Source organism: Moorena sp. SIO3H5 (assembly GCF_010692395.1).
Taxonomy (GTDB): Bacteria; Cyanobacteriota; Cyanobacteriia; order Cyanobacteriales; family Coleofasciculaceae; genus Moorena.
Map to the genome: position 1 here is coordinate 1 of NZ_JAAHHS010000227.1, position 12450 is coordinate 12450.

Sequence of the window (12450 nt, forward strand, 5' to 3'; positions counted from 1 at the left end):
GGTGCCAGCGACTGTAGCAACTGTCGCCGTCGTGGTGATAGCATCCCGGACACCAGCCCTACATCCAGTACTACGAAAGTTAGCTAATCTAGCTGCTAGCTTGGTAGTTTTACAGATACTCCTCGGTGTTGCTACCTTCCGGTTAAGGCTACAAGTGGAACTACTAACTATCTGCCATCAAGCAGTGGGAGCAGCGTTATTAGGAGTACTGGTAGGGTTTACAGTCTTCGCCTTACGTGACCGAACAAGTGTGGAGTGTCAAAGTCAGTAGAAGCAAAGCGAGAAGGAATGAAATATGAAGGATTAAGTCTGACGTGTCCAGTGTGATAGCTGGCAATTAAACTATCAAGTCCGGTTTTATAAGTTGTATATCAGCTAAATAGAATCAGACCATTGAGCCGCTAGGGTAAAACATCTTGAAACTATGATCTCGGGACCGTTATCTACTTGTTGGTCTACTTGTCGGTCTACTTGTTGTTACTAACAATGCTACTTGAAAGGATCAGACCATAAGAAGTATACCATGAATTGGTGACTTAGCAATCCCTATGTTGTTATCCTTCAAACTTCACCCTTGATCCTTAATCCTTGATGCTTCCTCCTATTCTAAGGGAACCCTAAGGACGAACATCCTTCACACTTAAGACTTTTTAGCTAAGGAATTGGTGAATTGAATGCTTGGGACTAGTTTAACTCGTCAACATGAAAACATAAGAGAGGTTATTCAAAGTTACTATCAACTAACAAAGCCTCGAATCATTCCACTACTATTAATTACCACAGCGGCAGGGATGTGGTTGGCATCCGATGGACAAGTCGATCCCATCTTATTGCTAGTTACCCTGGTCGGTGGTACTTTGGCCGCAGCATCTGCCCAAGTGCTCAACTGCATCTATGACCGTGATATCGACTATGAAATGTTGCGCACTCGCCACCGTCCCATTCCCTCTGGGAAAGTGCAGCCTCGTGATGCTTTGCTGTTTGCGATCGCATTAGCAATCCTGTCGTTCACCCTGCTAACAGTCTTCGCTAACCTCCTTAGTGCCTTACTAGCGCTATCTGGCATTATCTTCTATATGCTCATATATACTCATATCCTGAAGCGCCACACTGCCCAAAACATCGTCATTGGTGGTGCAGCAGGAGCAATTCCAGCGCTAGTGGGTTGGGCTGCGGTGACAGGAGAATTGAGTTGGGCTCCTTGGTTACTCTTTATCATCGTCTTCTTGTGGACACCCCCTCACTTCTGGGCGTTAGCGTTAATGATTCACGAGGATTACGCCAAAGTTGGGATACCGATGTTACCGGTAGTAGCCGGTGAAGAGGTTACTGTTCGTCAAATCTGGTATTACACCTTATTAGTCGTTCCCACCTCCCTATTGTTGATCTATCCTTTAGGAGAATCGGGGGTGGTTTATGGGATAGTTGCTATTCTTTTGGGCAGTATTTTTATCAAAAAAGCATGGTTGCTGCTTAAGGAACCTAAAGACAATCAACTTGCCCGGTCTATGTTTAAGTACTCAATTCTCTATATGATGTTATTGTGTACCGGTATCGTAGTAGATAGCTTACCCATGACCAGGGAAATTACTGCAACTGTGGCAGAGAATTCCCAAGTTTTGATTCAAGCAGTTTCTACAGTATTGGAGCAGGTAAGTATTAACTTAGTCTAGGGTGTTGGCTGGTAAGCGAACAGCTATCAGCTATCAGCTATTAGCTATTAGCAAATAGGGTTGGTGAATTAGCTCAGATGTGTAGCAATTCGCCGACCCTATTAATATTTATAGCGCTACGGGAAAGGCAAGAGGCAAAAGGCAAAAGGCAATAGCACTGCATCGCTGTTACCGACTCCCGATTCCCGACTCCCGATTCCCGACTCCCGATTCCCTTTGCTATCCTACTTAGGTCCGTAGTAAAACGCAATCTCTTTCTCTTTAAGAGGGGTAAAATCAGCATCGAGCAGCATTTGATCTAGCTCTGCTTGAGGGATGTGCTTCGCTCCAATTCGCACAATTCTCGATCTCATCGTATTGCTGACACCGCTCCGTTGCCGTTGAGCTTCCAACCCCATGACTTGAGTGTAAAGGTCTAACTTAGCTTTCGGGATTGGGGAGCCATCTAAATCAATTCCCTTTGCGATCGCGTCATCAACCGCATCAGCACCTGTAGTGGTTTGAGTCTGGGAATTACCTTCGGTAGACATGGTAAGCTAATAGTAATAAATACGAGAGTATTTTACAAGGTGTCGGTTTCCTTAACAAAGGGTGGAATTAGATTCAAAAGTCCCCCTTATTAAGGGGGATAATGGGGGATCTCAATCAGGCATTAACAAAACTGAAATGCGACATTGGAAAGTATTATCCCGATTTATTCTATTCATCCTCTCAGCAGTGATCATACTGCTGAGCTCTGCCCTACCCAATAGTCTTCTTGCCTCTCAAGCTGCTAGTCCTCTTGCCCAAGTACGCATCAAGACTGAAACCGTAGTAGGTCAGCAGGATTTTTTCCGAGTTGGTAAATCCCACAAAGGTCGTTGGTGGTTCATTGACCCGGATGGCAAACCCTTCCTTTACCGGGGTGTCACCTCCGTCAACTTTGGCTATCCTGACCCCTATGTTCCGGTTGTCGAGGATAAATATGGTCAAGACCCCGCTGCCTTTCGGGAAGCTACCTTTGAGCGGCTGCGGAGCTGGAATTTTAATGCCCTAGGAGCATGGACACCACCTCAATTGTGGGATCAGGGTATGCCCTACACAGTTATCCTAAATTTCGTCAAAGCTGCTCCAGACAGCGAACTTAGGGTTGATGACAGGAAGCTAAAGTTACCGGATGTGTTTGATCCAAAATGGATTGAAGGGATTGATGCTAAAGCTAAGGAAATCGTAGCACCGGTGGCAAGTAGTAAGCTGCTAGTGGGATATTTTACTGACAATGAACTCAATTGGGCACACGCGGAAACACGAGACCGAAAGGTTAACTCAGAATTGTTGCTCACCAAGCTCTCCAAGCCATCCTTACTGCAATTTTGCCTTAGCCTCAATCCAGAAAAACCCGCCTATAGTGCTGCCTGGGATTTTGTTTTAAAGCGCCATGGTAATAGTCTAGAGCAGTTAGCTAAAGATTGGCAGGTCTCGATTGAATCTAGAGACACGATTAAAGAATGGACTAAGACAAAACAAGGGATTGTTTCTAAAGGCTACTTAGTCGATCAGAATGGGTTTCAAGCAGAATTTGCTCGACGCTATTTTCAGGAAACTGCAGCAGCAATCCACCGCTATGACCACAACCATTTAATCCTGGGATGTCGGTTTGGGGCACCTCCTTCTGATGCAGTATTTTCCGCCATCAAAAGACCTTGGGTAGATGTGGTATCTGCTAACAATTATCGCTACAACATGTATGAGCGGATAGACCTATACTACCAAGCTACAAAATTGCCAGTGCTCAACAGTGAGTTTAGTTGGGGACACACCAGGTTTACTCAACGAGCCTTACCCGATGAACCAGAAGACGGGTTTTCCGAAAGGTCACGGATGATGCGTAATGGCGCTAAGTCCTTAGCCAGGGCTTTGACTCATCCCGCTCTTGTCGGTTATACCTGGTATCGTTGGGTAGATTTGCCCGGTCATACACCCCCGATTAGTTTTGGTCTGGTCACTATTAAGGATGATCCCAATCTCTCCCATACAACATTACTGAAGCGATTGAATGCTAGAGCTGATGCGATTGCGCTACGCGCACGCTGCGCGATCGCATCTACTGGTTTAGGCCGGTAACTAGACCTGTTGCAAATCGCTATATCTTTGGCAGGAAAGGTAAATCCATAACGCTGTAAGCTATCAGCTATCAGCTATCAGCTTATGTGCTACGCACACGCTACGCGAACAGCTAATGCGCTACAGGCAGGCTACTTGATGTGCTTATGGGCTATTAGGACGCTACAGAACTTTTGAATCAAACAAGTAAGCATTCGTTTAATCTTAGTTATGGAAAGCTGACTGCTGACCGCTGACGGCTGAGTGCTTATCGCTTAACTACTTACTTGCTGTAATAAAAACAAAACGGTCAGGAAATTCAAGGATAGATTGTTGAGCATATTTTTCTGAGATTTCTGCTAGACCTTCCTGTAACTGTTGATCATCAAAGAATGACAGTAAGGACATATAGCGATTTGCTACCATTTTCAAGTATTGTTCTTTAGGAATTGACTGAATATATTCAACAAAATCAACTGAGACATTGAAGCCGACTTTTTCTAGTAAACTAGTTAGATCGTTATAGTTGGGCTGCCTTCTTTCATATCGCTCTAAAGCTGCCTTGAATAAAGGATACTCAATAGTTGGAGGCAGAAGTATCAGCAAGAAAATTCCTCCAGTAGTTAGCTTTTCAAACAAACTACTAAATAGTAATTCTTTATTGTCTATATGATGAATCGCTTCTTTCATATAGACCTTATTATAACCTGAGGTTTCAGAGACAAAAGTAATCGCATCTACTGCCCTAATTTGGTATTGGGGGCTTAAGGGGATTTGTGAGAGCATTTCTTCAGAAGGATCGACGCAGATAATCGGATTATTTAACTGTATTTCCTTCGGAATGGCTTGGGTGAAAAGCCCTGTGCCGCAGCCTAAATCCACAAGACTATCTGTTGAGGTTAAGCGTAAATATTCAATAATTTTTAACCCCATAAATCTAATGTAGTCTTCTGAGTAACTCCACAAATCATCATAGATACTCCCGATTCTTTTATAGTGTTTTTGATTCGAGCTACTCATGGCTTTAATTGCTATTGTTATTTATGATTATTATTAATATAGCGGTTTTTAATTGGTGAAGTACAAACTTCTGGGTTTTAGGGAGCAGGGAGCAGGGAGCAGGGAGCAGGGAGCAGGGAAAAAATCCTGTGGAATAGTCATCTTGCCTGTTCGGCGATATTTTGGCGCGGGCAGGATGCCCACTCTACCTGTGGAATAGGCATCTTGCCTGTTCGGCGATGTTTTGGGGCGGGCAGGATGCCCACTCTACTGCTATTCATTGAAAGATTCAGCAACGCCCGAAGTCTAGTTAATCAACGGCAAACTCAGTGTATTGACGCATGTTCGGGGCGTGGAAGCCAAGGACAATATCCTCAGCCGGAACACCGAGTTCAAGCAATTGGGTAGCAATGCCAATTTCGGTGCCATCATGCTGAATCCAGATTTTACCATTTTTGATATCTAAGTGGAGGCTACATCCGTGGGTGCGACGGTTATTTTTCCAGCCCGTGTGCAGTAACAGATAATGATCTCGTTCGGTGTCCAAAACCGCTTGGGTTTCAATTTCCGGGAAGGTGGGCTTACGATTGGCTCGTTCTAGCAGTAATTCCTGAATCCACTGACGATATTGTTCTACAGATTCTTCTACAGCCATTGCCGAATAACCTCCTGAGTTTGCTCATAGATAAGTAAATTGATTTGAGTCTTATCAATTACTGATCGTACAAAACGTCGCTGGAAGAAAGATTGGTAAATTGTTTCAGGAATGGCAAGGTAAAGATTACGTTGGCCATCAACTTCATTTAGAGCAAATTGATAATTGATGCATTGCCCAAGGGCAGTATGAAAATCGGAGACAAGGGATCGGCTAATAAAGCTTTTGATTTCCACAGCAATTTTTTCTCCTGCTCGTTCCGCAGCGATTAGCTCTGCAGCAAGATCAATTTCAAAATCTACTTCCCCAACACTCAGTTGATAGGGATCGGCAGTAATTACCCAGTTTTCTTTTTCTAGGGCAGTTCTCACTGCATTGTGGAAACGATCCTTTGCCATGAGATTTTAAAAGAAACAGCAAGCTTTTCTGGTAAGATTATATGCTAGAGCGAATGTATTCACCATTGCTTGGGCGATCGCACCAGCAAACCTTACTTTTAAAAGTTCACCGGTCTAGTGGGATATCCTCGTACAGGAGTGCGATCGCAAACTCAAAACCAACGCTTTCGAGGGTGATCACATCTCCAGCTTGGTATGCTGTGTATAGCCACAACCGCCCTTCGCCCCTCCGGTAAATCTCGACGTTGATCTCGGTAGAGCTGATCAGGACGTATTCTTCTAGGCTGGGTATAGTGCGATATTCTTGGAACTTTTTGCCCCGATCGAGAGCTTCTGTACCGGGGGAGAGCACTTCAACGATAAGTTTTGGATATTGGATCGCGTTAATCGCTATTCTATCTCGCTGATCGCAGCTCACCACCACATCTGGATAACGGTAGATAGATTCGGTAACCTTTACTTTGGCATCAGCAATATTGATGCGACAGCCTTTGGGACGAATGTGGGGACGTAGGGCAGCTAGTAGATTAATCGCAATATCATTGTGGGGAATGCTGCCACCTGTCATAGCCAAAATCTCACCATTAATAAATTCGTATCGAAGTTCTTGGTGTGGTTCCCATTCCAAGTAAGCTTCGACAGTCATTTTCTGGGACTGAGGATTGGCAATCATGGCAGAGTCTATGAATTACTTAGCTGGCCTTAGCATCAAGAAAAAGTTTTAGATGATAGATAGCACTGGTTAATATAAGTTACAACATTAGGTTACTACAGGAATAGTTAGCTCAGATCAAGGTTTTAGTAATGGCTTTAGGCATGCATGGCTATTGGCAACAGAGGACTAGGATCTATCGTTTTTATTTGATTTGACTAATATACAGTTTAAATGCACAACAGCTCACCCCACCGCAAACTCCGTATACTGCCTCATGATGGGTGCCTGATAGGCCAACACAATATCCTGCTTTGGTACCCCTAGCTCAACTAACTGATCTGCGATCGCAATCTCCGACCCATCATGCTGTATCCAAATCTTGCCATCTTTAATATCCACATGTACAGAACACCCATAAATACGGGTGGTGTTATTTTTCCAACCGGTATGAACCATCTGGTAATGATCCCGTTCCGTATCAAAAATGAGCTGGGTTTCGATGGCCGGATTCGCCGACTTAATACTGGCACGTTTTTTCAGCAAGTCCTGAATGTGCTGTCGATATACCTCTAGTTTATCCATTGATTAATCCTGGGTTGGGAAATGTCATAAACTACAATAGGAACCTGATTACGCTTGATCGACTTTTGTATGAAGGGATAACTGAAAAAAGCACTGTAAATATTGTTAGGAACCGCAAGATGAAGTGTTCGATCAGGCTCTTCATCTTCTAAGGCAAGACGATAGTTAATAAACTGCCCAATTGCACCATGGAATTCTGAAATTCTTGAAGTTGATAGAAAGCTTTTAACTTCAATAGCTATTTTTTCATTATTGCGTTCAGCACCAATCAGGCGTTCTGCCCCCAAATCAATGTAGATATCGGTAAAACCCAGATCAATGCGATAAGGATCGTGAGTAATGATCCAACCATCATTGATTAGAGCATCCTTAACTAGATCATGGAATTGATCCTTAGCAGACATGGGGAAATAGGTACAGGTGTTAATAAACGTCTCTTATATAGGTTAGCAAAAAGCGAATCAGCTTTTTTATGGGTTAATTGGGTCAAGTACGGTTTCGATTTCGATCACTCCTGATATGAGAGAATTTTCCAGGCAAAAGAGATCTGAACCTAAAACTCTTAGTTATTAATTTTAGTTATTAACTTCATCAGTTACTTCCTCCTTGAAAGAATTAGAAGCAAAAAGACCGCGTCCCACTTTCTTCCACCTCCCTTCTTTTGCACCTCGACGCAATTCCGCAGACAAGGAGTTTTTAGCACGCAGTTGCTCATCATCAGATTTGGCATCAAATAGTCTGCTGGCAATCTGTTCTGGGGTAACCTGATAAGCAAAACTATCTAAGATCATCTCTGCTGCTTCCCCTAATGTTTTACCTCTAAATTCACGATATAGCATATCTTTGGGATTGCGGTTGTGACTCTCCCTATCGTCTTGGTTTTCCCGTTCATTTTCTTCAAAGGATTCCTCCTCTGATTCATCATCAAAAAAAGTTGGTTGACCGACATTGCCACTTGGATTTTCAGTGGGAGCTTGTTCAGACAACATATCTCCATTGACCTCACGGTCTTCCACCAAGGCGCTCGATATTTCCGCTGCAAGCTCGTTCCTGGATAGTTCGGCTTCAAGCTTATCCTGAAAATAGGCAACGTTTGCCTGCTTTTGCTCCACTAAAGCCTTTACCTCAACCAGGTTTGCTTCGGCTTCAGCAAGTTCTCGCTGGGTTTGATCTAGCCGAGTCTTGATCCAAATAATAAGCTCCTCATGAGCAGATTTAGGGTTCATGGTTGTGAGGTACATGTTTTGTCAATCAAGCTTTTACTGAAAGTATAGACATATTGTTGAAGTTTTGCAAATCGAGCAAAAAATAAATAAAAATAAATAGTTGTTATTTTGTTCAACCCTTTAGTATCTTTCTGTAGTAAAGGGAACAGCGGATCACCGGAACAGGGAATATGGCATCAAAAATTCTCACAATTCCGATACGGATTGCTATCTCCTAATCCTGCTAAGGAAAGGTAGTCACAGCTACAGGACTTAGGCAAAACTGGTCAACAAACCCTATCAATAGTAGGATGCATTAATAAAAACCGCTACAGGTAGAGTTGCTGGGGGAACTCCTGACTATCATGACTATGTAATAGGATTGCCTGTTTGCCTCCGCTGCGCTCTACCTTAAAAAGCGATTGGCCGTAGGCCACGCTACGCTCCGGAAGCTTCCGCCAAAGGCGATCGCTCTTGATTGCTAATCGACAACAAAGACGATCACTGATTTAGTTATTTATATATAACTAATTAATAAACTATGAACCCAGAAGACTTTGAGGATAGCTCTCCAGGGAGGCTAGTATTAATAGGACACCATGAAAAACCTTGCTTTGCCTTTGTGCCCAATCCTCTGCCACCTACACTGCAACTGGACACAAAAATTTTCAATGGCATGTCTGAGGCGGCTCTCGCTCTGGGGGAACTTGCGGGACTAGGACGTAGCATGGCTAATCCCAATCTTTTGATCAGTCCATTCATTCGCCGTGAGGCGGTTCTATCGTCTCGTATCGAAGGTACCCAAACTAATATTGCTAACCTATATGCCTACGAGAGTGAACAACTAACCCTTCCTGGTATTCTTCCTTCCCCACCAAAATCTGATCCAAAATCTGATCCAAAATCTGATGCAAAAGAAGTACTTAACTATGTACGTAGCTTGGAGTACGGTTTGCAACGCCTTGAGACTTTACCTGTATGTCTACGATTTATTCGTGAACTCCATGAACGTCTAGTAGAGGGTGTCCGTGGTGAAAACGCAACCCCTGGAGAGTTCCGTCGCATCCAAAATTGGATTGGACCACAAACAGGAAATATGGAAGATGCTCGTTTTATTCCACCCCCTGTGCCAGAAATGTCAGGGTCTCTCAGAGACTTCGAAGCCTATCTCAACAGGGAGTGTGACTACCCACCACTGATTCGCATTGGTCTAATTCACTATCAATTTGAAACAATACATCCCTTTTTGGATGGTAATGGGCGTATCGGACGACTCATTACATCTCTATTACTATTACATTGGAAATTACTACCACTGCCTCTACTGTATCTAAGTGCCTTTTTTGAGCGTCATCGGCAAGATTACTATGACCTGATGTTAGCTGTCAGTCAACGTGGTGCTTGGCAAGACTGGCTGTTATTCTTTCTGCGTGGTGTTACAGAACAATCTCAAGATGCAGTGATCCGCTCAAAAAAGTTACAAGATTTACAGCTGAGGTGGCGAGATAAATTAAGTCAAGCCCGTGCGTCAGCCCTATTGCCCCGTTTAGCAGATAGTCTATTTGAGTCACCCATCCTTACCATTCCTAAAGCACAGAAGATTCTTAATGTCACTTATCGCTCCGCACAGCAAAATGTTGAGAAACTTGTTAACGCCGGTATCTTAGAGCAAGTCAATTCAGGCTCTGGCACCAAACTATTTCGCGCACCGGAAGTTTTGGACATACTTGACTAACGCCTGTTAAATTATACTTTAAGCTAAATAAGTATAATTCGCTTGGGCAACATTATACTTAAGTTTCATCTGTCACAAGGGAGTATCAAGTTTCCCAAGACTTACCCAGTAGCTCTACCTGTAGAGTCGGGGATTAATCTACCCTACTACTGATAGAGTTTCGTCTCTAGTTTGGCCTCAGTCCTGTACCTCAACGGCTTCTTGCTGACTTCTGGCTCCTAATCAAGACTTCAAGCATAACCAGTCCAAGATCCTTTATCTGCTTCTTCCCGGCAAGTCAGTCCAGCTGTCGATGCAGTGTTAATCAATAGTTACCTAATATTCTTGATTAATTGTAACTTATAACCCCCCCTATGTAACTCGAAATTCAGCTCTAATTTAGATGAACTAGTTAATTGTTTGCTATAACTAAAAAAGTCTGTTTTAATATCTAATTTTTAAGATTTCCGATTAGCTCTATTAATAAAGCTTATTTTTTACTGAGTACCAGCTAAATTTAAGCTTAAAATCAACCAAAAATATTCTTATTAAATTTCAATTAGTTTCACTAGCTTTAGCTCGTCAAAACTATTGTATGATGATCATCAACAAGCAATTGATACTGCAATTGTTTGTTGGCCACTCTCTAGAAAGCTGATCGCCCTAGGCTGAAGGCTTACCTGTAAAGTTATAAACTTTTGTTAATTTCATCCCCAAACAAGCTATTTAAGATAACCAGAATCTCTAGATAATTTGATTACTATGTCTCAAGTTCAATTGCAACGGTCCCAACTCATGATAAGTACAAGAAGAAGCAGTCAATCTCATCCCCGAAAGGTCATGAAGGGTTTAAAGTTAGTTTCATTAACATTACTGGCAATGGTGATGGTACTGGTGGTACATGCTGAGCCTAGTTTTGCACAGGAATCCGCTAGTAGTGGAGGATTCAATCCTCAAGAAATATTGCGCAATGCTTTACAGTGGATTGATAGTCTAGGACCCATCGGAGCGATCGCATTTATCGGAATCTATATCATTGCTGCCGTAGCATTTTTGCCTGGGTCTATCCTAACCCTAGGGGCTGGGGTAGTATTTGGTGTTTTCTTAGGCTCAATCTATGTGTTCATCGGAGCCACTATCGGAGCTACGGCTGCTTTTCTGGTTGGGCGTTATCTAGCTAGGGACTGGATTGCTCAAAAAATTGCTGGCAATGACAAGTTTAGTGCTATTGATGAAGCGGTAGGTCAGGAAGGATTCAAAATTGTGCTATTGACTCGACTCTCTCCTGTATTTCCCTTCAATCTCTTAAACTATGCCTATGGTCTAACTGGGGTTTCTCTGAAAGACTATGTCTTAGGCTCCATTGGCATGATTCCAGGAACAGTCATGTACGTTTACATCGGTTCTCTGGCTGGAGACCTGGCCATGATCGGTGGTGGTGACGCACCCACCAATCCTACTGTCCAGTGGGCAATTCGGATTATTGGTTTTATCGCCACTGTTGCGGTCACACTTTATGTCACTAATGTGGCTAAGAAAGCTTTAGACAAAAGCGTTTCCAAAGAGACAGTTTAGAAGGTTGAATGTTAGGAAGTTGAAGGTTGAATGTTAGGAAGTTGAAGGTTAGGAAGTTGAAGGTTGAAGGTTAGGAAGTTGAAGGTTAAAGGTTAGGAAGTTGAAGGTTAAAGGTTAGAAGGTTAAAGGTTATAGAGATCCGTGAATTTTTGTTCCCGACTCCCGACTCCCGATTCCCGATTCCCGATTCCCGACTCCCGACTCCCGATTCCCGATTCCCTACTCCCTGCTCCCTGCTCCCTGCTCCCTATTCCCTGCTCCCTAAAAAAATAATTTAATTTTGAACTATCAAAGGAGTTATTATAAATGTCAAGTTCTCAATACCAAAGAGTTATTGTTCCACCTATGGACGAGTATAACCAGAGGTTGGTTAACTACGTTCATCCAGGGGATTGGGTTAATCCAAAACCTGTTGATTGTTATGACCTAGTGGTAATTGGTGCTGGTACAGCTGGATTAGTTACAGCAGCAGGTGCAGCAGGTATCGGTGTTGGTTTGAAGGTGGCGTTGATTGAACGGCATTTGATGGGTGGGGATTGTTTAAATGTAGGTTGTGTCCCCTCCAAGTGTTTGATTCGGTCATCTCGGGTAGTGGCTGAGATGCGCAATGCAGGAGCCTTTGGGGTTAAAGTTCCAGATAATATTGAAGTAGACTTCCCGGCAGTGATGGAACGGATGCGTCGGCTACGGGCAGGGATTAGCCATCACGATTCTGCTCAACGCTTCAAAGATACCTATGGTATTGATATATTTTTAGGAAATGGTCGGTTTACTGGTGATGATACCATTGAAGTAAACGATACTACCCTCAAGTTTAAGAAAGCAGTAATTGCTACAGGAGCAAGAGCAGTAAGACCCCGAGTTGAGGGCATGCAAGAGGCGGGGTATCTCACCAATGAAACAGTATTTTCT

Annotated in this window: 14 protein-coding genes and 1 pseudogene; 7 read left to right on the forward strand and 8 right to left on the reverse strand. The window is 43.2% G+C overall.

Annotated features, from left to right (window positions below; genetic code table 11):
* Together F6K52_RS22145 and F6K52_RS22150 are read left to right on the forward strand one after the other, a co-directional pair.
* Nucleotides 1-271 (forward strand): annotated as a pseudogene (locus tag F6K52_RS22145) (heme A synthase); the annotation flags it as partial.
* A gap of 403 nt (nt 272-674) precedes the next feature.
* Nucleotides 675-1673 (forward strand): heme o synthase, encoded by a 999-nt coding sequence (locus F6K52_RS22150; RefSeq protein ID WP_293082716.1) that lies wholly within the window; start codon nt 675-677, stop codon nt 1671-1673.
* Between the two features lie 224 nt (nt 1674-1897).
* Here the strand turns inward: F6K52_RS22150 and F6K52_RS22155 are convergent, their stop codons facing one another.
* Nucleotides 1898-2203, reverse strand: coding sequence for a DUF4090 family protein (locus tag F6K52_RS22155; RefSeq protein ID WP_293082719.1), 306 nt, complete (start codon nt 2201-2203; stop codon nt 1898-1900).
* A gap of 136 nt (nt 2204-2339) precedes the next feature.
* Between F6K52_RS22155 and F6K52_RS22160 the strand changes: the two genes are divergently transcribed.
* Nucleotides 2340-3776: a hypothetical protein gene (locus tag F6K52_RS22160; protein ID WP_293082722.1), complete on the forward strand. Its 1437-nt coding sequence runs from the start codon at nt 2340-2342 to the stop codon at nt 3774-3776.
* 258 nt (nt 3777-4034) lie between these two features.
* Here F6K52_RS22160 and F6K52_RS22165 read toward each other — a convergent pair whose 3' ends face one another.
* From F6K52_RS22165 to F6K52_RS22195, 7 genes are all read right to left on the reverse strand, one after another.
* Entirely contained in the window at nt 4035-4688 is a 654-nt protein-coding gene (locus F6K52_RS22165; RefSeq protein ID WP_293082724.1) for a methyltransferase domain-containing protein, read from the reverse strand.
* 376 nt (nt 4689-5064) lie between these two features.
* Nucleotides 5065-5409: a XisI protein gene (locus tag F6K52_RS22170; RefSeq protein WP_293082726.1), complete on the reverse strand. Its 345-nt coding sequence runs from the start codon at nt 5407-5409 to the stop codon at nt 5065-5067.
* Complete coding sequence (locus F6K52_RS22175) at nt 5400-5807, reverse strand: XisH family protein (protein WP_293082729.1); 408 nt, start codon at nt 5805-5807, stop codon at nt 5400-5402. Before F6K52_RS22175 ends, F6K52_RS22170 begins: the two co-directional genes overlap by 10 nt.
* Before the next feature lie 106 nt (nt 5808-5913).
* Complete coding sequence (locus F6K52_RS22180; protein ID WP_293082732.1) at nt 5914-6480, reverse strand: Uma2 family endonuclease; 567 nt, start codon at nt 6478-6480, stop codon at nt 5914-5916.
* Nucleotides 6481-6705: 225 nt separating this feature from the next.
* Entirely contained in the window at nt 6706-7044 is a 339-nt protein-coding gene (locus F6K52_RS22185; protein WP_293082735.1) for a XisI protein, read from the reverse strand.
* On the reverse strand, nt 7032-7448 hold the full coding sequence (locus tag F6K52_RS22190; protein WP_293082738.1) for an element excision factor XisH family protein: 417 nt from the start codon (nt 7446-7448) through the stop codon (nt 7032-7034). The genes F6K52_RS22185 and F6K52_RS22190 overlap by 13 nt, the downstream gene beginning before the upstream one ends.
* Before the next feature lie 171 nt (nt 7449-7619).
* The gene (locus F6K52_RS22195) at nt 7620-8270 is read right to left on the reverse strand and encodes a hypothetical protein (protein WP_293082741.1); all 651 of its coding nucleotides are present in this window, start codon (nt 8268-8270) and stop codon (nt 7620-7622) included.
* Nucleotides 8271-8790: 520 nt separating this feature from the next.
* Between F6K52_RS22195 and F6K52_RS22200 the strand changes: the two genes are divergently transcribed.
* From F6K52_RS22200 to F6K52_RS22215, 4 genes are all read left to right on the forward strand, one after another.
* The gene (locus F6K52_RS22200) at nt 8791-9984 is read left to right on the forward strand and encodes a Fic family protein (protein WP_293082744.1); all 1194 of its coding nucleotides are present in this window, start codon (nt 8791-8793) and stop codon (nt 9982-9984) included.
* 864 nt (nt 9985-10848) lie between these two features.
* Nucleotides 10849-11538 carry a TVP38/TMEM64 family protein gene (locus F6K52_RS22205; RefSeq protein WP_364419088.1) on the forward strand — a complete coding sequence of 230 codons (690 nt, stop codon included), beginning with the start codon at nt 10849-10851 and terminating at the stop codon, nt 11536-11538.
* Between the two features lie 141 nt (nt 11539-11679).
* Nucleotides 11680-11811, forward strand: coding sequence for a hypothetical protein (locus F6K52_RS22210; protein ID WP_293082747.1), 132 nt, complete (start codon nt 11680-11682; stop codon nt 11809-11811).
* Between the two features lie 33 nt (nt 11812-11844).
* The coding region (locus F6K52_RS22215) for an FAD-dependent oxidoreductase (RefSeq protein ID WP_293082749.1) at nt 11845-12450 on the forward strand (606 nt) is incomplete at its 3' end.

Coding starts and splice junctions, on each gene's coding strand:
- F6K52_RS22150 (WP_293082716.1), top strand. CDS start 675: ATGCTTGGGACTAGTTTAACTCGTCAACATGAAAACATAAGAGAGGTT.
- F6K52_RS22155 (WP_293082719.1), bottom strand. CDS start 2,203: ATGTCTACCGAAGGTAATTCCCAGACTCAAACCACTACAGGTGCTGAT.
- F6K52_RS22160 (WP_293082722.1), top strand. CDS start 2,340: ATGCGACATTGGAAAGTATTATCCCGATTTATTCTATTCATCCTCTCA.
- F6K52_RS22165 (WP_293082724.1), bottom strand. CDS start 4,688: ATGGGGTTAAAAATTATTGAATATTTACGCTTAACCTCAACAGATAGT.
- F6K52_RS22170 (WP_293082726.1), bottom strand. CDS start 5,409: ATGGCTGTAGAAGAATCTGTAGAACAATATCGTCAGTGGATTCAGGAA.
- F6K52_RS22175 (WP_293082729.1), bottom strand. CDS start 5,807: ATGGCAAAGGATCGTTTCCACAATGCAGTGAGAACTGCCCTAGAAAAA.
- F6K52_RS22180 (WP_293082732.1), bottom strand. CDS start 6,480: ATGATTGCCAATCCTCAGTCCCAGAAAATGACTGTCGAAGCTTACTTG.
- F6K52_RS22185 (WP_293082735.1), bottom strand. CDS start 7,044: ATGGATAAACTAGAGGTATATCGACAGCACATTCAGGACTTGCTGAAA.
- F6K52_RS22190 (WP_293082738.1), bottom strand. CDS start 7,448: ATGTCTGCTAAGGATCAATTCCATGATCTAGTTAAGGATGCTCTAATC.
- F6K52_RS22195 (WP_293082741.1), bottom strand. CDS start 8,270: ATGAACCCTAAATCTGCTCATGAGGAGCTTATTATTTGGATCAAGACT.
- F6K52_RS22200 (WP_293082744.1), top strand. CDS start 8,791: ATGAACCCAGAAGACTTTGAGGATAGCTCTCCAGGGAGGCTAGTATTA.
- F6K52_RS22205 (WP_364419088.1), top strand. CDS start 10,849: ATGGTACTGGTGGTACATGCTGAGCCTAGTTTTGCACAGGAATCCGCT.